The sequence below is a fragment of the Deferrisoma sp. genome (genome assembly GCF_054681715.1).
Genome location: NZ_BAAHFQ010000023.1, coordinates 14,803 through 35,004 on the forward strand (window position 1 = coordinate 14,803; position 20,202 = coordinate 35,004).

The window sequence follows — 20,202 nt, forward strand, 5'->3', positions numbered from 1 at the left end:
TCGGGGCCGGATCAGCCCACGGCCCGCTTTTCGTTGGACGCCTCACGGGAGAGTGCGCGCAGCTCCGCCACGAGGGCCTCGAACTCCCGCTGGAACCCCTCGCGGTTGCGCGAGGCGGCCCCGGCCACCCGAACCCGGCCGGCCTCCACCCACACCCACACCCGCCGGTGGGAGGTGAAGAGCGCCATCAGGGTTCCCAGGGTGAGCAGCGCCGAACCGGCCCAGATCAGGGGAACACCGGGGTCCTTAGCCACCTGGAGCCCCGTGTACCACTTGCCCGGCAGGAGCCCCTCCATCCGGAAAACGAACGGGCCCCCGCGCCGGCGATCGAAGTCCGGAAAGTTCTGGAGCACCACGAACGGCTCGCCCACGTGGTGGTGGCCGCCGTCCGCGATCCGGACCAGGGCCAACTGGGCGGCCGGCCCGAACCCCTGGAGGTTTTCGGCCGTGGCCGTCACCTCCACCGCCAGGTCGGTGCCGGGGATCGGGAACGACTCCTGTTCCGCCAGCCGCACGGGGCCGGCCACGGGGTTCCCCTCGGGGTCGAGGATCCGGAGCACCGCACCACCGCCCACGGTGCCGTAGCTCGACTGGTAAAAGAAGACCCCGTCCTGGATCAGCGGGTCGTTCACCTCGATGGTCTTTCTCTGGAGAACCTCGTCGCCCCGCCGGACCACGAGCCGGCTCAGGTAGTCCTTGGGCCGGCCGTCGGGGTACTGGTGGAGCTCGAAGGCCTCGCACTCCACCTCGAAGGGAAGCTCCAGGGTGCCCCCGCCCCGCAGTTGCACCGCAGAGACGCTTTCGCCCTCGACGATGTTCACGAACCCCTTGAACCCGAACCGGGCGCCCACGATCCCGCCCAGGAAGAACAGCACAAGGCTCGCGTGGGCCACGTAGGCCCCCAAGCGGGCCCAGCGCTGCCGCTGGGCGAAGAACCGAACCCCGCCGTCGCCCCGCCGGACCCGGGGCCGTCCCATCCTCCGGCCGAGCACCCGGGCCACGGCCTCGGCATCAGGCCCCGCCGCCCACTCGGCCCGAAGCGGCTTGGTGTTCCACGCCTCCTCGCCGCCGAACTGCTCGCCCCGGATCTGGCGCAGCGCCGCCGGTAGCCGGCGCAGGGAACAAAGGAGGGTGTTTACAAGGAGCAGGGCCAACAGGAGCTCGAACCACCACGAGTGGTACATGTCGGTAAGCCCCAGGGACCCGATGAGGCGGGCCAACGTGGGCCCGTACGACTCCACATAGGCCTCCGGGTCGGCCTGCTGCTGGATCACGGTGCCGAACACGCTGGTGGCGGCCAGCGAAAAAAACAAGAAGATCGAAAGCTTGAGCGAGGCCATGGCGTCCAGCGCCCGGCCCCAGGGAGAACCCTTGGGTCGTGTCACGGTGACTCCTCCACAAACCAAGCGCGCCGCCGCCTCCACGGCCGGACGCGGCGGCGTTCGGGTCGGCAACGAAACGAATGACGGGGAAGGGGCTTAACCGATGGGTATCGGTCCGGGGCGGGAAGGGAACCCGGGGGGGAGAACTGCGGAGGAATCGAGGAGTTTCACGGCCCCGACGGTGGCGGGGGGCACGGCAGGCGGTGCCGGCAGGGGGACGGCGCCCGTGGCGTCGCAGCAGCGGCAATCGGGATCGGCGTCACCCGGGAGCTCCGCCGGCAGATCGCAGCACCCCGGCGCGGCCCACGCGAACTCCGGGCCGAGGCGCCAGGAGTCCAGGCACACCCCGCCCCAGCCGGCCGCGGACAGCACGGCCAGGAGCGCCAAGAACGCCCAGACCTTTCTACCCCTGCGGTTCCCCACGCGCGCCTCCCTAGGTGGCTACGATTGCCGACGTTTCAGGCTACGCGCGGGAAACCGAAAAGGTCAAATTAGAAGTTGGTGAAAAGGACGCCCGGGGAAGCCGCACCGGGACCTGCGAGGAAGGCTCCGCCGTCCGGGCCGGGCGGGATCCGTTGGTGCCCACGCCCTCAACTCCCTTCTCCCCAGGGCCGGGCGCACCCCTTCGCCGCCCCGTTCCCGGCCGTTGACACCCCCGGAAGCCCTCTGCTAGTAAGGCCTTTCCCTTTGCGGCGCGGACCTTGGCTCCCGGCGTTCCGGACGGCCCCGCCGCGCCCGCGCACCCCATCGACCCGTGTCGCCGACCCCAGCGGGTATCCCATGGCCGAACCCCTCGCGGACCGCGTCTTACGGCTCCTCCTGGCCGCCGAACCCGGGGCGCTCTCCGGCGAGGACCTGGCCGGGCGCCTGGGCGTGACCCGGTCCGCCGTATGGAAGGCGGTGGAGGAGCTGCGCCGGAACGGGTACGAGGTCCGAAGTCTCGCCGGGCGGGGCTACCGCCTGGAGAGGCCGGTCCGGGGCCTGCGGCCGCCCGAGATCGAAACCGCCCTGACGACGCAACGCCTCGGCCGCCCCGTGCGCTACCTGCCGGAAACGTCGTCCACCAACGCCGAGGCCGACCGGTGGGCCGAGGAGGGAGCACCCGAGGGGGCGCTGGTGGTGGCCGAGCACCAGACCCGGGGCCGAGGCCGGAGGGGCCGGACCTGGGCCGACATCCCCGGCGAGAGCCTCCTGTTCAGCCTTGTCCTTCGTCCGGACCTTCCGGCCGCCGCCGTACCCCCCCTCACCTACGTGGCCTCGGCCGCCCTGGCGGAGGCCCTCGCCCACTGGGTGCCCCGCCAGGCCATCGAGATCAAATGGCCCAACGACGTGCTCCTCGGGGGCCGCAAGGTGGCCGGCATCCTGCTGGAGATGCGGGCCGAGGCCCAGGCGGCCCGCCACGTGGTCCTTGGGGTGGGCCTGAACGTGGGGGGAGCGCCCCGCGACCTCCCCGAGGAGGCCCGGCCGCTCGCGACCACCGTGGCCGAGTGGGCCGCCCCGCCGGCGCCCGACCGGTTGGCCGCCCTCGCCGGCTTTCTTCGGGCCCTCGAACCCCTGTATGATCGCTTCGTTCGGGCGGGATTCGCCGACGTCCGCGAGACCTGGCAGGCGTGGTTCCGGGGCGCCGGCCGTCCGGTCCGGGTCCTCACCCCCGCCGGCCCCGTGGAGGGCGTGGCCGAGGGGCTCGACCCCGAGGGCGCCCTTCTCCTTCGCCGCTCCGACGGAAGCCCCGCCCGCGTGCTGGCCGGCGATCTCGAATACGTCACCACGAGGGCTCCATGACGCCTTCCGCACCGCTTTTTCTGGCCGTGGACGTGGGCAACACCCACAGCTGTCTCGGGGTGTTCGAGGGCCCCGAGCTCACGGCCCACTGGCGCATCGCCACCGACCCACGAAAAACCCCCGAGGAACTCGGGATCCTGCTCCGGAGCCTCTTCGACCTCGGGGGCATCGGGCTCGACCGCATCGAAGGGATGGCCATCTCCTCGGTGGTTCCGGCGTTCACGCCCACGCTGGCGGCCGCGGCCCGGGAGTATCTGCACCGGGATCCCCTCGTGGTGGGCCCGGGCATCCGCACCGGCATGCCGATCCGGTACGAGGACCCGCGCGAGGTCGGAGCCGACCGCATCGTGAACGCGGTGGCCGGGTACGAGAAGTTCCGCCGATCGCTCATCATCGTGGACTTCGGAACGGCCACCACCTTCGACTATGTGGACCCCTCGGGGGCCTACATGGGGGGCATGATCGCCCCGGGCCTCCAGATCAGCATGGAGGCCCTGTTCGCCCGGGCCAGCAAGCTGCCCAAGGTGGCCCTGGAGCGCCCCCCCCGGGTGCTGGGCCGGAACACGGTCCACTCGATGCAGTCGGGCATCGTGTTCGGCTATGCGAGCCTCGTGGACGGGCTGATCGAACGGCTCCGGGCCGAGGTGAAGGACGAGCCTCTCGTCGTGGCCACCGGGGGGCTCGCGGCGCTCATCGCCCGGGAAACCCGCCACATCGAACGGGTGGAGGAGTTTTTGACCCTGGAGGGGCTTCGGATTCTGTACGAACGCAATCAGGGGTAGTCGTCGGTTTCTCCAACGGAAAGGAGCGGGCATGAAACGGTACGAGGTGGACAAGATCCGCAACGTGGCTCTGGTGGGACACGGCGGAAGCGGCAAGACCAGCCTGGGGGAGGGGATGCTCTTTTGCGCCGGAGTGACGACGCGCCTATGCAAGGTGGACGACGGGACCTCGGTGCTCGACTTCGAACCCGAGGAGAAGGATCACAAATTCAGCATCTCCGCGTCCCTGGCCTGGCTCGAGCACAAGAAGACCAAGGTGAACCTGCTCGACACCCCCGGCTACGACGTGTTCCTCTACGAGGCCCAGGCCGCCCTCCAGGCCGTGGACGCGGCCGTCGTGGTGGTGGGCCCCGAGGCGGAGATCAAGTTCGAGACCGAGAAGGTCTGGCAGACGGCCGACGAACTGGGCCTGCCGCGGGCCGTGGTGGTGAACCGGCTCGACAAGGAGAACGCCCGGTTCGACGCGGCGCTGGAGGCCCTGCGGGCCGCCTTCGACGCCACGTTCGTGCCGATCCATCTGCCCATCGGCCAGGACGCCGCCTTCCAGGGGTACGTGGACCTCCTGGCCGAAAAGGCCTACACGTTCGCCGACGACTCCGGGAAGCCCCAGGAAGGGCCGATCCCCGACGATCTTGCCGACGCGGCCGCGTCGGCCCGGGAGCAGCTCGTCGAGCACCTGGTGGAGACCGACGACGAGCTCATGGAGAAGTACTTCGACGGCCAGGACATCACGGCCGCGGAGCTCGCCCGGGCGCTCCGGGCCGGGGTGGTGGGCCGCCAGTTCGTGCCGGTGCTCGTGGGCTCCGCCGCCAAAAACATCGGCACGGCCGCGCTTCTGGACCTCATCGTGGACGCGTTCCCGAGCCCGGCCGACCGGGGCGCCGTGGAGGGGGAGGACCCGGGCGGCGAACCCGTGACCCGGGAGCCGACCGACGACCAGCCGTTCTCGGCGCTGGTGTTCAAGACCCTCTCCGACCCGTTCGCCGGCCGGCTCACCCTGTTTCGGGTGTGGAGCGGCACCGTCTCCTCCGACTCCACGGTCTGGAACGCCAACCGGCAGGTGGAGGAGCGGGTGGGACAGATCCTGGCCCTGGTCGGCAAGGACGGGAAACCCGTGCCGGTGGCCGGGCCCGGCGACATCCTGGCCGTGGCGAAGCTCAAGGAGACCCGCACGGGCGACACCCTGTGCGACAAGGCGAACCCGGTGGTGTTCCCCTGGATCGCCCCGCCCGAGCCGCTCATGACCTACGCCGCCTACCCGAAGTCCCGGGGCGACGAGGAGAAGATGAACCAGGCCCTGCGCCGGATCCAGGACGAGGATCCCACGATCCACGTGCGTCGGGAGGACCAGACCCACGAACTGCTGGTCTCCGGCATGGGCAAGCTCCACCTCGACATCGCCTGCGAGCGCATCAAGCGCAAATTCGGGGCCGACGTGGTCCTCCAGAAGCCCAAGATCCCCTACCGGGAGACCATCAAGAAGAGCACCAAGGTCCAGGGCCGGTACAAGAAGCAGACGGGCGGACGGGGCCAGTTCGGCGACACCTGGCTCGAGATCAAGCCGCTACCCCGGGGCGAGGGGTTCCGGTTCATCGACAAGATCGTGGGCGGCGCGATCCCCAAGCAGTACATCCCAGCCTGTGAGGAGGGGGTCAAGGAGGCCATGGCCGGCGGCATCCTCGCCGGATACCCCATGGTGGACGTGGAGGTCACCCTGTTCGACGGCAAATACCACGAGGTGGACTCCTCGGAGATGGCCTTCAAGATCGCGGCCTCCCTCGGGTTCAAGAAGGGCGCCGCCGAGTGCAACCCGGTGCTCTTGGAGCCCATCATGGAGGTCACCGTGCGGGTGCCTGATGCCTACATGGGCGACGTGATCGGCGACCTGAACGCCCGGCGGGGCCGGGTGCTGGGGGTGGACCCGGAAAACGGGATCCAGGTCATCCGGGCCCACGTGCCCCTAGCCGAGATGCTCGAGTACGCGCCGGATCTTCGGTCGATGACCGCGGGGCGGGGCGTGTTCACCATGCGCTTTGACCACTACGAGGAGGTCCCGCCCAACATCGCCGAGAAAATCGTGGCCGAGGCCAAGGCCGAGGAGCAGGAATAGCCGGTGGCGGAGCATCCCGAGCCTCCCGAAGAAGCGCCCCGGAACGGGGAGCCCGAGGCCCCCGCGACGGATGCCCCCCCGGAGGCGCCGGCGGAAGCGGCGGACCCCTCCGGGGGGGCCGACACCCCGGAACCGGCCACCCCGGCGCCCCCGCGCCGGGGCGGCTGCGTCCTCTGGCTCGTCCTCCTCGGGGTCCTGGGGTTCGTGGCGGTTCAGGCGGCGGGGATCCTCCTTCGCGATCCCCTGGAGGGCCGGAGGGCGCTCACGGCAAATCCCCGGCCCCTGCCCCAGGGGGAGAGGGCGGCGGAGGCGCCCCAGGGATCCCGGTTCGGACCGGACGTGACCGAGGTGGCCGTGGCCCCGGCTTCCGCTCCCCCGGCCCCCCGGCGGGACGAACCGGCGTCCCAGGCGGCCCCGGAGAAGCCGGAGCCGCCCGCTCCGCCGGCCCCCGCGCCGAAGGCCGAACCGGTACCGGAGGCGCCCGAGGCGCGCCCGGCCAAACCGCCCCCGGCGCCCCCTTCCCCTCCCGGGGCCGCCGCCCCCGAGCGGCCCTTCGCCCTCCAGGTGGGCATGTTCCGCAGCCAGCTGTACCGGGAGGAGATGGAGGCCCGGCTGCGCCGGCTCGGGCTCCCCGTGTTCTTGCACCGCACCCAGCGGAGGTCGAAGGGGTTTCGCGTCGCCCTCGAACCCGGGGGCGATCCGGCCTCGGCCCGGGCGGCGCTGGCCGAGGCCGGGTACGAGGTGGAACCGGAGGGGGAGATCTTGGCCTACTTCTACCTGGAGAAGGAGGCAAAGAGAGCGGCTGGCATGTTGCGAAAGCGGGGGATCCCGGCCCGGATCGAACCCTACGAGGGCCCCTTCCCGGTGTGGACCGTGTACGCCGGGCCGTTCACCCGTGAGGAGGCCGAGACGGCCCGGGCGTCGTTGCAGCGGCAGGGGATCCGGGCGTACCTGAGGGAGCGCCCGTGAGCGAACTCGACCGCTGGGCCTCGCCGGACGCGCCCCTCGAGGCGAGGTTCGCCGCGGCCAGGGGCCTGGTGCCCCTCCCGCCCCGGGACCTGATGGAGGCCCTTGCAACCCTTGCTGGAGACCCCGACCCGTCCGTTCGGGCCGCGGCCGCGCGCACGTGGGATGAGCTTCCGGCGAACGTCCTCCAGGCGGCCCTGGACGACCCGGGGATGTCCCCGCGCGCCCTGGAGCACCTGGCCCGGCGCAAGGACCTCCCCCGGGCCGTCCTCTTCGGGCTCCTCAGCCACCCGAACCTCACGCCAGGGGCGGCGGCTCCCTTCGCGGACTCCGGGGATCCCGAGGTCGTGGCCCGGCTCGCCCGGAACCAGCGGTTCCTGCTGGGGTGTCCCGACCTGGGCCGGCGGCTCCTGGCGAACCCGGCCCTCGCGCCGGGGGAGCGAAGCCGCCTCGAGAGCCTGTTGGGCGAGCCGGCTCCGGCGGCGGACGAACGAGCGGGCGTCCCCTCCGGTCCGGAACCTCCCGCCGACGAGGGGGCGGATCCGGGGGACGACGCCGGGGCGGCCGATGAGCCGCTCCCCCCGGCCCTGCCGCCGGCGCTCCTGGACGACGGGGCCGAGGAACCCCAGACCGAGGCCGAGCGGGAGAACCTCTACCAGATGGTCCGGTCGCTCTCGGTGGCCCAGAAGATCAAGCTCGCCATGCTCGGGTCCAAATCGGCCCGGCGGCTCCTGGTGCGCGACCGGAACAAGGCCGTGGTGCGGGCCGTGGTCCAGAGCCCCAAGATCCGGGAGGACGAGGTGCTCGCCATCGCCCAGGACCGCACCGTGGCCGAGGAGGTCATCCGGATGATCCTCCAGCGCCGCGACTGGATGAAGAGCTACCCGATCCGGCTCGCCCTGTGCCAGAATCCCAAGACCCCGCTGCCCCGGGCCCTGCGGCTCCTGGAGACACTCCAGGACCGGGACCTCCGCCAGATCTCGAAGAGCCGGAACGTCCCGAGCCCCGTGTCGAGCGGCGCCACCCGGGTCCTGGCCCGGCGGGGCAAGATCTGATCTCGATGGGCTCGCCCCGGGGCGTTGCCCGGGGGGAGCCGAGGGAGAGAACCGATGGCCGAAATCGTTTCCATCAACGTGAGCAAAACCAAGGGGGTCCGGAAAACCCCGGTGGATGCCGTGGAGATCGGGCCCGAAGGGCTTGAGGGCGACGCCCACGCCGGCGACTGGCACCGCATGGTGAGCCTGCTTGCCCTGGAGAGCGTGGACAAGATGCGCGCGGCCGGGCTCGACGTGAACCCCGGGGACTTCGCCGAGAACCTGACCACCCGGGGCCTCGACCTCCTGGCCCTGCCCCTGGGCACCCGGCTCCGGGTGGGCGACGAGGTGGTGCTGGAGCTCACCCAGCACGGCAAGGAGTGCCACACCCGCTGCGCCATCTACTACCAGGCGGGCGACTGCGTCATGCCCCGGGAGGGGGTGTTCGCCAAGGTGATCCGCACGGGCACCGTGCGGGTGGGGGATCCCGTGGAGGTTCTCACCGGGGAGGCCGCGCCGTGAGCCGGGTGTGGCGGGTGGGGATCCTGACCCTCTCCGACCGGGGGGCCCGGGGAGAGCGGGAGGACCTCTCGGGGCCGGCAACCCGGGACGTGCTGGCCGAAGGCCCCTACCGGGTGGAGCGCTACGACGTGATCCCCGACGACCGGGAGCGCATCGCCTCCACCCTGATCGCCTGGGCCGACGGGGGAGGGCTCGACCTCATCCTCACCACCGGGGGCACCGGCGTGGCCCCCCGGGACGTGGCCCCCGAGGCCACCCGGGACGTGATCGACCGGGAGGTGCCCGGCATGGCCGAGGCCATGCGGTGGGCGAGCCTCCAGAAAACGCCCCACGCCATGATCTCCCGGGCCGTGGTGGGCATCCGGGGGACGGTGCTCATCGTGAACCTGCCCGGAAGCCCCAAGGCCGCCAGGGAGAACCTGGAGGTGCTCCTGCCGGCCCTGCCCCACGCCATGGAAAAGATCCAAGGGGACCCCTCGGAATGCGGCCAAGGCTAGCCACGGTTCTGCTCCCGCTCCTCCTGTGGCTCGGGGCCTGCGCGTCCCTGCCCTGGCCGGCCCAGGCCCCGCCCCGGGTGCTCCACCCCCAGGTGGGCCGGGTCGAGGGGGAGGCCTGGATTCGGCCGCGCCACGCCCGCGAAGCCCGGCCCTTGACCGGGCCCGTGCTCCTGGAACCCGGCGACACCGTGTTCACGGGCCCGGCCGGCAAGGTGGAGCTCCTTCTGCCCGAGGGTGCGGTCCGGCTCTTCGGGGACGCCGAGGTCCGGGTGCCCTTCGCCTTCGAGGGCCGCACCCCGGTGTGCCGGGAGCTTCGGGTGGAGGAGGGGGAGGTGCTGGTGCGGCGCTGGGCCGAGGCCCCGTTCCAGGTGCGCACCGACGCCCTGGAACTCGATCTGCCCCGCCCCGTGACCGTGCTCGTGGCCCGCCGGGGGGAAACCGAGGTCGTGGAGGGCCTCGAGGGGGAGGCCGAGGCCCGGAACGTCTCCGTCCGCGGCCAGACCGTGATCCGGCTGAAACCCGGCATCCACGCGGCCCTGGCCGTTCGCGAGGCCCGCCTCGAGGTCGAGACCCGCCGGTTCCCCAACCGGTGGGCCCAGTGGGAGAAACCCGGCGTCTTCACGGCCGGCGCGCTCCCGCCGCCTGCTCCCCAGACCCCGCCTTCCCAGGACTGACCTTCCACCTCTCCCGATCTTACCGGCCGCGCCGGTACCGGCGCGCCCGGGCCAGGTTTTTCCGGTCGGGGCCCTGGCGGTCGAAGCCGGGGGTTTCGATCACGAAGGGTACGGTCCGAAGAACCGGGTGGCGCACCCACCGGGCCAGGGCGCGGCCGCCGATCTCCCCCTGGCCCAGGTTCTCGTGCCGGTCGCGGCCGGAGGCGAACGGGGTGGAAGAGTCGTTGAGGTGGACGAGCCCCACGGCCCCGGGGCCGAGGTCCCGCTCCACGGCCGCCAGCCACCCGTCGAGGCCCTCGGCCGTGTGGGTGGGCACCCCGGCGGCGAAAAGGTGGGCGGTGTCGGCGCAGATCCGGGTGCCGGGGCCCAGCGCCCGCACGAGGGCCACGAGGTCCTCCAGGCTCGAGCCCACCGAACCCCGGGTTCCGGCCCCGGTTTCCAGGAAGTAGGGCACGCCCGCCCCGGCCTCGTCCCGGGCCCGCTCCAGGGTCTCCCGCACCCGTTCGAGGGCCGTCGCCCGGTCGGCGTCCTTCGCGTGCCCCACGTGGACCACGAGGCCCAGCGCCCCCAGGCCCGCCGTGTAGGCGAGCCCCCGGGCGAGGGCCCCGACGGATTTTCGCCGCACCTCCGGGTCGCCGGAGGCCGGGTTCACAAGGTAGATGGCGTGGACCACCACCGGGATGCCCGAGGCCCGAAATGCCTCGGCCGCCCGGGCGAGGGCCTCCTTCCCGGGCCAGGGGCTCTCCCAGGTGCGGGGGCTACCCGGGAACACCTGGGCGGCCTCGGCCCCGAGCTTGACGGCCCGCTCCCACGCGGCCACCGGCCCCCCGGCCACCGACACGTGGGCGCCGATGGGGGGGCCGTCGGGCTGTGACCGGGAGCGGGGGGGGACACCGGCGGGACGGGTTCGGGTCAACGGGAGGGGCCTTCGAGACACACCCCGCGGAGCGGGCCGCGGATCAGGAAAACAACCGAAGGCCCGCAGAGGCCGCGCACCGGGACAACCTCTCGTCGTAGCACGCGAACGTGACAGCGGACCGTGCCTGTTCTTGGATGAGAAGGGCCGAGGCCAAATGGATCGCGTCGAAGCCTCGCAGGGGGTGCTCCAGAACCAGTCTCGCTACGCGCTCGTTCACCTCCTCGCCCAGGGGCACCCTCGCCCAGGCCGAGAACGCTCGCATAAACCGCCGGCGAACCAGCCCGTGCTTGCCCTCGTCGAGATCGCCCTCCCTCGCGCGACGGGCCAGGGCCGCCAAGGTCTCCGCCCAGGCCACTTCGGAAGTCACGACAAACTTCGCAGCCGCGACCGCCTCCCGGATCTCGGCGCTGGCCGGTTCCCGGATGAAGCATTTCACGACGGCGCTGGTGTCGCAGTACAAGATCACCGCCGGTCCTCGAGCACCGTTTCCGACAGCGGCCGGCCGGGGATCTCCACCAACTCAAAGTCCAACAGCGGTTTCCCGGCCCCTTCGGGCAGCCGGACAAGCCCCCGCGCAGCCATCTCCCAAAGCCCCCGGATCTCCGGGTCCGGCCCCGATTCCGGGACCAACCGCGCCACGGGTCGGCCCCGATCGGTGATAATCACGGGTTCTCCCCCGCGGGCCAGACGAAGGTAATAGCTCAACCGGGCCTTGAGCTCCCGAACGCCTACCGTGTGCATGCCGCCTCCCTTGTGACCACACACTGACTATGTGGTCACAGCCTACGGTCCCCCGTTTTGCGGGTCAAGGGCGTGGGTTAAAACTGGATCAGGCTGTGGACCGGCACGTCCTGGAGCTTTTCGCGGCCCTGGAGGAAGGTGAGCTCCGCCAGGAATGCGCACTCCACCACCTCGCCGCCCATGCGCCGGATGAGATCGATCACGGCGCGCACGGTGCCCCCCGTGGCCAACACGTCGTCGGCGATCAGCACCTTCTGGCCCGGCTCGATGGCGTCCTGGTGGATCTCTAGGGTGTCGGTGCCGTACTCCAGCTCGTAGCTCACGGAGTGGGTCTTGTAGGGGAGCTTCCCCGGCTTGCGTACCAGGATCACGCCCTTGTTCAGCTTGTAGGCAAGCGCCGAACCCACCACGAACCCCCGGGCCTCGATGCCCACCACCACATCGATGGGCTGGTCCAGGTACCGGTGGCCCAGGAGGTCCACGGCCCGGTTGAAGCTGGAGGCGTCCCGAAGGAGCGTCGTGATGTCCTTGAACACGATACCGGGCTTGGGGAAGTCCTGGATGTCGCGGATTTTCTGCTTGAGTTCGTCCACCACGGCGCGTCGCCTCCTTCCGTGAAAAGGTGAATTTCCATGGCTAGGCTGGCCGGCCCAGGCGCGTGCCCGGCACCAGCCCGGCCGAGGACCTTTCGGGGCGTCAACACAGCTCACCGAAGGGCACCCGGTTCCGGGCGGCCATACGGCGCAGTTTCCGAAGCGCGTTCGTCTCGATCTGTCGGATTCGCTCCCGGGTCACCCCGAACATCCGGCCGATCTCCTCCAGGGTAAGGGGTTCCTCTCCCCCCAGGCCGAACCGCAGCTCCAGCACCCTGCGCTCCCGGGGCCGGAGCTCCTGCAGCCAGGATTCCAGCACCCGTAGCCGGTCGTCCTCGAGCACCACCTCCTCCGGGTCCTGGACCGAGGGATCCTCGATCACGTCCTGGAGGGTGTAGTCCTCGTCGGTGCCCAGGGGCTGGTCCAGGCTGAAGGTCCGGCGCGCCAGGGCCAAGAGCCGGCGCACGTGCTCGAGGTCCCGGTCGATCTTTTCGGCCAGGGCCTCCACGTCGGGCTCGGTTCCCTCCTTCCCCCGGATCTCCTCGGCCGCCTTGCGCAGGCGGTTGATCTCCTCGGCCACGTGGACCGGCAGCCGCACCGTGTCGGCCTGGTTCACCAGGGCCCGCTCGATGGACTGGCGGATCCACCAGGTGGCGTAGGTGGAGAACCGGCACCCCTTGTCCGGCCGGAACCGCTCCACGGCGCGGATGAGCCCCAGGTTCCCCTCCTCGATGAGGTCCAGGAGCGGTAGGCCCCGGTTCAGGTACCGCTTAGCGATGGTGACCACGAGCCGGAGGTTGCTCTCGATCATCCGCTGCCGGGCACCCGCGTCGCCGGCCTGGATGCGGGCGGCGAGCTCCTTCTCCTCGTCCGGGGTGAGCAGACGGGTCTGGCGGATCTCCGTCAGGTAGATGGAGATCGTGCTCGGCGTGTACTGCCGGGCCGCTTTGCGCTGATCCGCCCCGTCCCGTCGATCGTGCATGGATCTCCTCGGCGCTCTGCGGCTGGGAGGCTATTCCTCCGGCGGCTAAATAGAAACGCTTCGGCGCGTTTCCCACCACGTTGCCACGCGTTCGGCGAGCCCCGTAACCGGCATCCTACCGACAACCGCCCCTTGCGGGAAAGCCCGTTACGATCCGGAGAAAACCGACCGCGGGTCCACGGGTTCCTCGCCCCGCCGCACCTCGAAATGCACGTGGGGCCCCAGGCCCCGGCGGCCCGGGCCCGAGGTGCCCACGACCTCGCCCTTCTCCACCCGCTCACCGCGGTCCACCCCCACGGAGGCGAGGTTCCCGTACACCGTGTAGAGCCCATCCAGATGCCGGAGCACCACGAGCCCCCCGTAGGCGGGCGAAGGGGTTCCGGCGTAGGCCACCTCGCCTGAGCGCACGGCGCGCACCGGCGTGCCCTCCGGCACGGCCAAGTCCACCCCGCGGCTGCCCCGCTCGGGCGCGAACTCCCGCACGATCTTCCCGGCCACGGGCCAGCCCGCCGGGGCCCGGGGCTTCGCCGGCGCGGGGGAAGAGGGCGGGGCCTTCGGCCGGGGCGCCGGTCGTGCCTGGGCCGGGGGCGACCGGGCGGGTTCCGCCGGCCTCGGGCCCGGCGGCTCGATCGGGGACGCCGCCCCTCGGGATTCACCGGGCACGAACACCACGTCTCCCGGCCGGACCTTGTCCTCGGGGCCCAGGCGGTTGAACCGCCGCAGTTCCGCCTCGGCCACCCCGTACCGCGCCGCCACCCGGGACAGGGTTTCCCCGGGCTCGACCCGGTGTCGCACGGCGTAGGGGGTCCCGCAGGCCGCGAGGGCCGCCGCCAGGAGGATCCCCCGCCATCCGCTGCCGACACCTCCCGTGGATCCCATGGCTCCTCGCATGCCCGGGGGTCAGGCTCCCGGTGGACGCCTACCGCCCCGCACGAGCTCCAGCGCCCGGCGCACCGCCTCCTCCGGGTCCTCGCACACCTCCACCCCGTCCAGGCTGCGCCAGGCTCCCACCGCGACCACGGGGCGCCCTACCTTCCGGGCCAGGGCGATCTCGCTCAGGGTGCCCCAGGAGCCGGGAAGCGCCACCACGGCATCCCCCGACTGGACCACGAGCACGTTTCGGGCGTGGCCCAGACCCGTGGGGATCACCACGTCGGCCCAGGGGTTGGCATCCCGAGGGTCGGCCCCGGGCAGGATGGCCACCGCGGTCCCGCCGGCCTCCCGGGCCCCGCGGCAGGCCGCCTCCATCGCCCCCCCGAGCCCCCCGCACACCACCATCGCCCCGGCCCGGGCCACGGCCCGGCCCACCCGCCGGGCGAGGTCGTAGGCGGCCGGGTCCGCCGCTCCCGCCCCCACCACGGCGATCTGAATCCTTCTCTCGCTCACGCGCTCCCCACCCCCTCGCGCAAGGGGACGAACCGGCACGGGTCCAGCTCCTCCTCGGCCCAATCCTCCGGCCCCCGCACCCACCGGACGATCCGCTGGGCGTCGCCCTCGCCTACCGGGGCCACGAGCCGGCCTCCGGGCCTCACCTGATGGAACAGGGCCTCCGGAATCTCGGGGGCGGCCGCCGTGACCAGCACCGCGTCGAAGGGGGCCTGATCCGGCCAGCCGGCCCGCCCGTCTCCGGGGCGGATCTCCACGTTCCGAATGCCCAGGCGGTCGAGCCGCGCCCGGGCCCGCACCGCGAGGGGCAACACCCGCTCCACGGTGAACACCCGCTCCGCGAGGAAAGCGAGCACCGCGGCCTGGTACCCCGAACCCGTGCCCACCTCGAGAATCCGGTCCCCGGGTCTGGGGTCCAGGGCCGCCGTCATCCGGGCCACGGTGGAGGGCTTGGTGATCGTCTGGCCGTGGCCGATCGGAAGGGCCTCGTCCCGGTAGGCCCGGCCCCACAGGGCCTCGTCCACGAACCGGTGCCGGGGCACCCGCTCCAGGGCCTCGAGCACGCGAGCGGGGCACTGGGCCAGGTGCCGCGCCAGGTCCTCCACCAAGCGGCGCCGGGCGGCCGCGAACCGGTCCAACCTCACGCCTCCAGGGCCGCGCGGGCCGCCCACACCCCCGAGGCGCTGGCCTGCATGAGTCCCCGGCTCACCCCGACCCCGTCGCCGGCGCCGAACAGCCCCCGGATCGGGGTTTCGAGCCGGGAGTCGAGCTCGAGGCGGTTCGAGTAGAACTTCACCTCCACCCCGTAGAGCAGCGTATCGGGCCCGGCGAGCCCGGGGCAAAACGCGTCGAGCGCGTAAATCGTTTCAATGAGGTCCGTGAGGTGCCGGTGGGGCAGAGCGAACGAAAGGTCCCCCGGGGTGGCGTCGTGGAGGGTGGGCGGCACCGACACCTTGGAGATCCGCTCGGGGGTGGAGCGTCGGCCCGCCGTGAGATCGGTGAACCGTTGCACCAGGATCCCCGCGCCGATCAGGTTCGCCAGTCGCGCGATGGAGCGGCCGTAGGCGATGGGGTCGTCGAAGGGTTCCGTGAACGCGGTTTTCACCAGCAGCGCGAAGTTGGTGGCCGCCGTCCGGTGGGCCGCGTAGGCGTGGCCGTTTACGGTGAGACAGTCCTCGTACACCTCGTGGACCACCTCGCCCCGGGGATTCATGCAGAAGGTGCGCACCTCGTCCCGGAACGTGGGGGATTCGTAGTAGAGCTTGGCCTCGTAGAGCACCGCGGTCACGGCCTCCATCACCTCGGCCGGGCACTCCACCCGCACCCCGATGTCCACCGGGTTCGGCCGGGTTCGGATCCCAAGCTCGGCCGCCAGTTCCCTCACCCAGCCCGCACCCAGCCGGCCCGGGGCCAGCACCACCACGGGGGCTTCCTCGAGCGCCTCGTCGGTCCGGATGCCCCGCACCCGGCCCCGATCCACCTCCACACCTCTGCACGGGGTGTGGAACCGGATCTCGACCGACCCGGCGAGCTCCCGGTGGAGGCTCGCGAGAACCTGCCGGCACACTTCGGTCCCCATGTGGCGCACCGGGTTCTCCACCAGCACCAGCCCGGCGGCCTCGGCCCGATCACGTAGCTCCTGCCACTCGGGCACCTCGGCACCGTACACCTCCTGGGGAGCGCCGTGGGCCCGCCACACCCCGTCCACCTCGTCCAGAAGCTCCCGGAGGGTCGGCCCGGGAACGAACTCCCCCAAGAACCCTCCCACCTGGGGCGAAAGGCTCAGCTTGCCGTCGCTGAACGCCCCGGCCCCGCCCCACCCTGACAGGAGCTGGCACGGCACGCACCGCCGGCACCCCTGGGCCACCTCCCGGCGCGGGCAACGCCTCTCGCCCAACCCTCCCCCCTTTTCCACGAGGAGAACCCGCTTTCCGGCCCGGGCGAACTCGCGGGCCGCGAAGATCCCGGCCGCCCCGGCTCCGACCACGATGGCGTCCCACGATCCCACCTTCGTCACCCCTCCGCGCCGGCGTCCCAGGTCCAGCGCGCCAACTCCCCCAAGAAGATTCGGTCGGTCAGGTCGGTACGGATCGGGGTCACCGAAGCGTAGCCCTGCTCCACCGCCTCCACGTCGGTATCGCCGGTTCGCTCCACCCGGCCCAACTCCCGCACCCCAATCCAAAAGTACTCTCGCCCCCGGGGGTCGTGCTTGCGCACCACCCCGCTGCCGTACACCCGCTTCCCCTGGCGGGTCACCCGGATCCCCTTGATTTCGCTGTACCCATCGGCGCTCGGCACGTTCACGTTGAGGAACGTGCCCGCCGGGAGCCCCCGTTTCGCCACCGTCCGGGCCACCCGGACGGCCACCTCCGCGGCGGCGCCGAACCGCGCCTCGGCATCGGCTGTGACCGAAACGGCGAAACTCGGAACGCCCATGAGGGTGCCCTCCAGGGCCACGGCCACGGTGCCCGAGTACGTGAGGTCGTCGGCCAGATTGGGCCCGTGGTTGATTCCGGCCACCACCAGATCGGGAGCGGTTTCGAGAAGCCCGTGGAGGCCCAGGTGGACACAGTCGGTGGGGGTCCCGTCGACGGCGAACCAGTCGTCCCGAATCGGGGTCAGCCGCAGCGGCCGGTGGAGGGTGAGGGCGTGCCCGACCGCGCTGCGCTCCCGGTCGGGGGCCACCACCACCACCCGTCCCAGGACCGAGAGGGCCCGAGCCAGGGTGGCCAACCCTGGGGCGTGGATGCCGTCGTCGTTGCTGAGGAGAATGAGCACGTCGTCTCGTGTCCGTGAGGCTTAAGTGTCCGGCGCGCCCGAAGGGAAGGGGGAGGAAACCTCGCGGGACCAATGTGTCTTCGTTTACCTTGAGCCGGGGGGCGGCGTCAACCGACGGGGGCTTTCCCCATGGCCCTCCACCGCGCTAGAAGAACGCTCCCCCCAAGCGGAAGGAAGGCGTAGGATGTCACCCCGAAACCCAAGAACGAGGCCCCCCACCCGTGCTTCCCCAACGGCCCCCGTGACCGTGTACGGCCGGAACGCCTGCCGGGCCCTCGCCGAGAGACGGCCCGGCGATGTGCTCCGGGCCTTCCTGACCGAGGAGCGGGTCGGGGAGTTCGGGCCCCTCCTCCGGCACCTCGCCCGGCGGCGGTCGCCCTATCGGGTGGTGGGGCCTGAGGAACTCGAACGGATCTCGGGGAGCTGGCACCACGAGGGGATCTGCCTGGTGGCGAAACTCCCCCAGGCCCCAAATCCGGAGGAACTCGCGACGGGACCCGGCCCGGCCCGGGTTCTGGCCCTGGCCGGCGTGTCGAACCCCCACAACCTGGGCGCGATCGTCCGCACGGCGGCCCATTTTGGGGCCCGGTGCGTTCTCACCGAGGGCGGATCGGGGCGGCTTCCGCCGGCCGCCTGGCGGACCGCCGAAGGGGGGGCGGAATGGGTACCGGTGCTCCGCGGGCGCCTCCCGGCGCTGCTCGCCCCGTTTCGAGGCCGGGGCTTTCGCGTGATCGCCACGTCGAGCCACGGGGGGGAGGACCTCTTCCGGGCGGCGATGCCAGAACGGGTCGTGTTCCTCCTCGGCGCCGAGGGCCCGGGACTCCCCCGGGAAGCCCTGGAAGCGGCGGACCTCGCGGTCCGGATCCCCGGAACGGGGTGGGTCGAAAGCCTCAACGTCGCCACCGCCGCCGGGATCCTGCTGGCCGAGGCCTGGCGCCGGCACACCGAACCGCGGCAGGGATGACCCACGGCGAGGCGCGGCGAGGTGAGGGGCCGCACCCGGTTCTCCACCACCCCCCCACCCGCTGGTTTCCGTAGCAACGACGGGGATCTGACAATACTTCCGTTGGTGTTATGACTCCAGCGGCTAAATAGCCACGGTCGGGGGCATGGGGCCTGCTGGAGCGCCGGGCGTGGCTCCTACAGTGGCCGGATGCTGCGCTCACGCACGGCCGGAAGCAGGCCCCATGCCCTGGCGACTCCCTTGCGCGCCTCTTTTGGCGCCGGGTTGACAGTAGATCTCTCGCGAGAATCGCCCGTAGACATTCTGACTATTTTGATCTATTCTCGTTTAGACCGTTTCGGACGACGGGGGGAGGAGGTGCGTGATGGCGAAGCTTCGCGAGATTCAGGACGTAACGATCTGTAAGACGACGGCGCAGATGCTGAAGAAGGCCCGGGAGGCGGGGCTTTCGACGGCGTTCGACCGGGCCGACGACATGGCCCCCTGCCCGATCGGGGCCAAGAGCGCCTGCTGCAAGCACTGCGTGATGGGCCCGTGCCGGCTGAGTTCCAAGGCCCCCTACGACAAGGTGGGGGTGTGCGGGGCCACGGCCGACACGATCCAGGCCCGGAACTTCGCCCGGATGGTGGCGGCCGGCACGGCGGCCCACTCGGACCACGGCCGGGAGATGAGCGAGCTGTTCTTGAGCATCGCCAAGGGCGAGAACCCGGACTACCAGATCCGGGACGAGGCGAAGCTCCTGGCGATCGCCAAGGACCTGGGGGTGGAGACGGAGGGCCGGGAGGTCAAGGACGTCGCCGTGGAGGTGGCGGAGATCTGCCTGAGCCAGTTCGGCCAGCAGCACGGCCACCTGAAGTTCCTGGAGCGAGCGCCGAAGAAGCGGTTCGAGCGGTGGAAGGAGCTGGGGGTGCTGCCGCGGGGCGTGGACCGCGAGGTGGTGGAGATGATGCACCGCACCCACATGGGGGTGGACCAGGACTACAAGAACCTGACCCTGGGCGCGGCGCGGTGCTCGCTGGCGGACGGCTGGGGCGGGTCGATGGTGTCGACCGAGCTCTCGGACGTGATGTTCGGCACGCCCAAGCCGGTGCGGGGCGAGGTGGACCTGGGGGTGCTCGAGGAGAACAAGGTCAACGTGGTGGTGCACGGGCACGAGCCGCACATGCTCGACAAGCTTTGCGAGCTGGCCGAGTCGCCGGAGATGATCGCGAAGGCGAAGGAGGCCGGGGCCGAGGGGATCAACCTGGTGGGGATGTGCTGTTCGGGCAACGAGCAGCTCATTCGCCGGGGCCTCAAGCACGCGGGCAACTTCATGCAGTGCGACGCCGTGATCATCACGGGCGCCGTGGACGGCATGATGGTGGACGTGCAGTGCATCCAGCAGGGGCTGGTGAGCCTGTCGCAGTGCTTCCACACGAAGTTCTTCACCACGAACTACCGGTGCAAGATCGAGGGGGCGGAGCACATCGAGTTCCACGGCACGGAGAACGCGCGGGAAGCGGGGTTGGAGCTCCTGTCGCGGGCGATCGAGAACTTCAAGAACCGGGACAAGGGCCGGGTGACGATCCCGGACACCCGCGAGCAGATGATCGGGGGGTTTTCGCACGAGACGATCAACTACATGCTGGGCGGGACGTTCCGGGGAAGCTACACGCCGCTCAATGAGAACATCATCAACGGCCGGATCCGTGGGGTGGCCGGTGTGGTGGGGTGCACGAACCCGCGGGTGAAGCACGACTGGGTGCACTACGAGCTGGTGAAGGAGCTTCTGGCGAACGACGTCTTGGTGGTGCAGACGGGGTGCTCGGCGATCACGATGGCGAAGATGGGCTTCATGCAGCCGGAGGCGGCGGAGAAGTACTGCGGGCCGGGGCTGCGAGAGGTGTGCGAGGCGGTGGGGATGCCGCCGGTGCTGCACTCGGGGGCGTGCGTGGACAATAGCCGGATCCTGGTGGCGCTCTCGGAGATGGTGAAGACGGGCGGTCTGGGGGACGACATCTCGGACCTGCCGGTGGCGGGGGCGGCGCCGGAGTACATGAGCGAGAAGGCGATCGCGATCGGGCACTACTTCGTGGCGAGCGGGGTGTTCA

The 20,202-nt window shown here is 71.4% G+C and carries 21 protein-coding genes; 10 read left to right on the forward strand and 11 right to left on the reverse strand.

Annotated elements, in window-relative coordinates; genetic code table 11:
- Window positions 1-11: 11 nt before the first annotated feature.
- Window positions 12-1,385: a cytochrome c biogenesis protein ResB gene (gene resB, locus ACY0I8_RS05720; RefSeq protein ID WP_461393975.1), complete on the reverse strand. Its 1,374-nt coding sequence runs from the start codon at window positions 1,383-1,385 to the stop codon at window positions 12-14.
- Window positions 1,386-2,162: 777 nt separating this feature from the next.
- Between resB and ACY0I8_RS05725 the strand changes: the two genes are divergently transcribed.
- From ACY0I8_RS05725 to ACY0I8_RS05760, 8 genes are read left to right on the forward strand one after another with little or no spacing between them, the layout of a single operon-like run.
- Window positions 2,163-3,164 (forward strand): biotin--[acetyl-CoA-carboxylase] ligase, encoded by a 1,002-nt coding sequence (locus ACY0I8_RS05725; RefSeq protein ID WP_461393976.1) that lies wholly within the window; start codon window positions 2,163-2,165, stop codon window positions 3,162-3,164.
- The gene (locus tag ACY0I8_RS05730) at window positions 3,161-3,946 is read left to right on the forward strand and encodes a type III pantothenate kinase (RefSeq protein WP_461393977.1); all 786 of its coding nucleotides are present in this window, start codon (window positions 3,161-3,163) and stop codon (window positions 3,944-3,946) included. The genes ACY0I8_RS05725 and ACY0I8_RS05730 overlap by 4 nt, the downstream gene beginning before the upstream one ends.
- A 31-nt stretch (window positions 3,947-3,977) precedes the next feature.
- A complete protein-coding gene (gene fusA, locus ACY0I8_RS05735) occupies window positions 3,978-6,056 on the forward strand; it encodes an elongation factor G (protein ID WP_461393978.1) in 2,079 nt (692 codons plus the stop codon).
- Window positions 6,057-6,059: 3 nt separating this feature from the next.
- A complete protein-coding gene (locus tag ACY0I8_RS05740) occupies window positions 6,060-7,025 on the forward strand; it encodes an SPOR domain-containing protein (protein ID WP_461393979.1) in 966 nt (321 codons plus the stop codon).
- A complete protein-coding gene (locus ACY0I8_RS05745) occupies window positions 7,022-8,077 on the forward strand; it encodes a hypothetical protein (protein ID WP_461393980.1) in 1,056 nt (351 codons plus the stop codon). Before ACY0I8_RS05740 ends, ACY0I8_RS05745 begins: the two co-directional genes overlap by 4 nt.
- 54 nt (window positions 8,078-8,131) lie before the next feature.
- Window positions 8,132-8,578, forward strand: coding sequence for an MOSC domain-containing protein (locus tag ACY0I8_RS05750; protein ID WP_461393981.1), 447 nt, complete (start codon window positions 8,132-8,134; stop codon window positions 8,576-8,578).
- A 5-nt stretch (window positions 8,579-8,583) separates the two neighbouring features.
- A complete protein-coding gene (locus ACY0I8_RS05755; protein WP_461393990.1) occupies window positions 8,584-9,075 on the forward strand; it encodes a MogA/MoaB family molybdenum cofactor biosynthesis protein in 492 nt (163 codons plus the stop codon).
- The gene (locus ACY0I8_RS05760) at window positions 9,060-9,749 is read left to right on the forward strand and encodes a FecR family protein (protein ID WP_459942687.1); all 690 of its coding nucleotides are present in this window, start codon (window positions 9,060-9,062) and stop codon (window positions 9,747-9,749) included. Before ACY0I8_RS05755 ends, ACY0I8_RS05760 begins: the two co-directional genes overlap by 16 nt.
- 19 nt (window positions 9,750-9,768) lie before the next feature.
- On the opposite strand, the gene ACY0I8_RS05765 is transcribed toward ACY0I8_RS05760, so the two are convergent.
- From ACY0I8_RS05765 to surE, 10 genes are all read right to left on the reverse strand, one after another.
- Window positions 9,769-10,590, reverse strand: coding sequence for a deoxyribonuclease IV (locus tag ACY0I8_RS05765; RefSeq protein ID WP_461393982.1), 822 nt, complete (start codon window positions 10,588-10,590; stop codon window positions 9,769-9,771).
- A gap of 118 nt (window positions 10,591-10,708) precedes the next feature.
- Window positions 10,709-11,134 (reverse strand): type II toxin-antitoxin system VapC family toxin, encoded by a 426-nt coding sequence (locus ACY0I8_RS05770; RefSeq protein WP_461393983.1) that lies wholly within the window; start codon window positions 11,132-11,134, stop codon window positions 10,709-10,711.
- Complete coding sequence (locus tag ACY0I8_RS05775) at window positions 11,131-11,409, reverse strand: type II toxin-antitoxin system Phd/YefM family antitoxin (protein ID WP_459942690.1); 279 nt, start codon at window positions 11,407-11,409, stop codon at window positions 11,131-11,133. Before ACY0I8_RS05775 ends, ACY0I8_RS05770 begins: the two co-directional genes overlap by 4 nt.
- Before the next feature lie 77 nt (window positions 11,410-11,486).
- The gene (locus tag ACY0I8_RS05780; RefSeq protein WP_459942699.1) at window positions 11,487-12,002 is read right to left on the reverse strand and encodes an adenine phosphoribosyltransferase; all 516 of its coding nucleotides are present in this window, start codon (window positions 12,000-12,002) and stop codon (window positions 11,487-11,489) included.
- A gap of 103 nt (window positions 12,003-12,105) precedes the next feature.
- Window positions 12,106-12,984 carry a sigma-70 family RNA polymerase sigma factor gene (locus ACY0I8_RS05785; RefSeq protein ID WP_461393984.1) on the reverse strand — a complete coding sequence of 293 codons (879 nt, stop codon included), beginning with the start codon at window positions 12,982-12,984 and terminating at the stop codon, window positions 12,106-12,108.
- Window positions 12,985-13,131: 147 nt separating this feature from the next.
- Window positions 13,132-13,863 (reverse strand): peptidoglycan DD-metalloendopeptidase family protein, encoded by a 732-nt coding sequence (locus tag ACY0I8_RS05790; protein ID WP_461393985.1) that lies wholly within the window; start codon window positions 13,861-13,863, stop codon window positions 13,132-13,134.
- A 21-nt stretch (window positions 13,864-13,884) separates the two neighbouring features.
- Complete coding sequence (locus tag ACY0I8_RS05795; RefSeq protein WP_461393986.1) at window positions 13,885-14,370, reverse strand: TIGR00725 family protein; 486 nt, start codon at window positions 14,368-14,370, stop codon at window positions 13,885-13,887.
- Entirely contained in the window at window positions 14,367-15,008 is a 642-nt protein-coding gene (locus tag ACY0I8_RS05800) for a protein-L-isoaspartate O-methyltransferase family protein (RefSeq protein WP_459942694.1), read from the reverse strand. Before ACY0I8_RS05800 ends, ACY0I8_RS05795 begins: the two co-directional genes overlap by 4 nt.
- Before the next feature lie 2 nt (window positions 15,009-15,010).
- Complete coding sequence (locus tag ACY0I8_RS05805; protein ID WP_461393987.1) at window positions 15,011-16,387, reverse strand: NAD(P)/FAD-dependent oxidoreductase; 1,377 nt, start codon at window positions 16,385-16,387, stop codon at window positions 15,011-15,013.
- Window positions 16,384-17,148 (reverse strand): 5'/3'-nucleotidase SurE, encoded by a 765-nt coding sequence (gene surE, locus ACY0I8_RS05810; protein ID WP_459942696.1) that lies wholly within the window; start codon window positions 17,146-17,148, stop codon window positions 16,384-16,386. Before surE ends, ACY0I8_RS05805 begins: the two co-directional genes overlap by 4 nt.
- Window positions 17,149-17,389: 241 nt before the next feature.
- Here surE and ACY0I8_RS05815 point away from each other — a divergent pair, with 241 nt between their 5' ends.
- The gene (locus tag ACY0I8_RS05815; RefSeq protein ID WP_461393988.1) at window positions 17,390-18,112 is read left to right on the forward strand and encodes a TrmH family RNA methyltransferase; all 723 of its coding nucleotides are present in this window, start codon (window positions 17,390-17,392) and stop codon (window positions 18,110-18,112) included.
- Window positions 18,113-18,476: 364 nt separating this feature from the next.
- A partial coding sequence (cooS, locus tag ACY0I8_RS05820; protein ID WP_461393989.1) for an anaerobic carbon-monoxide dehydrogenase catalytic subunit occupies window positions 18,477-20,202 on the forward strand: 1,726 nt, incomplete at its 3' end.

Bases quoted from the DNA above. Each gene is read 5' to 3' on its own strand.
- ACY0I8_RS05790 (WP_461393985.1), bottom strand. From the start codon at position 13,863: ATGGGATCCACGGGAGGTGTCGGCAGCGGATGGCGGGGGATCCTCCTG.
- ACY0I8_RS05785 (WP_461393984.1), bottom strand. From the start codon at position 12,984: ATGCACGATCGACGGGACGGGGCGGATCAGCGCAAAGCGGCCCGGCAG.
- ACY0I8_RS05760 (WP_459942687.1), top strand. From the start codon at position 9,060: ATGCGGCCAAGGCTAGCCACGGTTCTGCTCCCGCTCCTCCTGTGGCTC.
- ACY0I8_RS05730 (WP_461393977.1), top strand. From the start codon at position 3,161: ATGACGCCTTCCGCACCGCTTTTTCTGGCCGTGGACGTGGGCAACACC.
- ACY0I8_RS05750 (WP_461393981.1), top strand. From the start codon at position 8,132: ATGGCCGAAATCGTTTCCATCAACGTGAGCAAAACCAAGGGGGTCCGG.
- fusA (WP_461393978.1), top strand. From the start codon at position 3,978: ATGAAACGGTACGAGGTGGACAAGATCCGCAACGTGGCTCTGGTGGGA.
- ACY0I8_RS05725 (WP_461393976.1), top strand. From the start codon at position 2,163: ATGGCCGAACCCCTCGCGGACCGCGTCTTACGGCTCCTCCTGGCCGCC.
- ACY0I8_RS05775 (WP_459942690.1), bottom strand. From the start codon at position 11,409: ATGCACACGGTAGGCGTTCGGGAGCTCAAGGCCCGGTTGAGCTATTAC.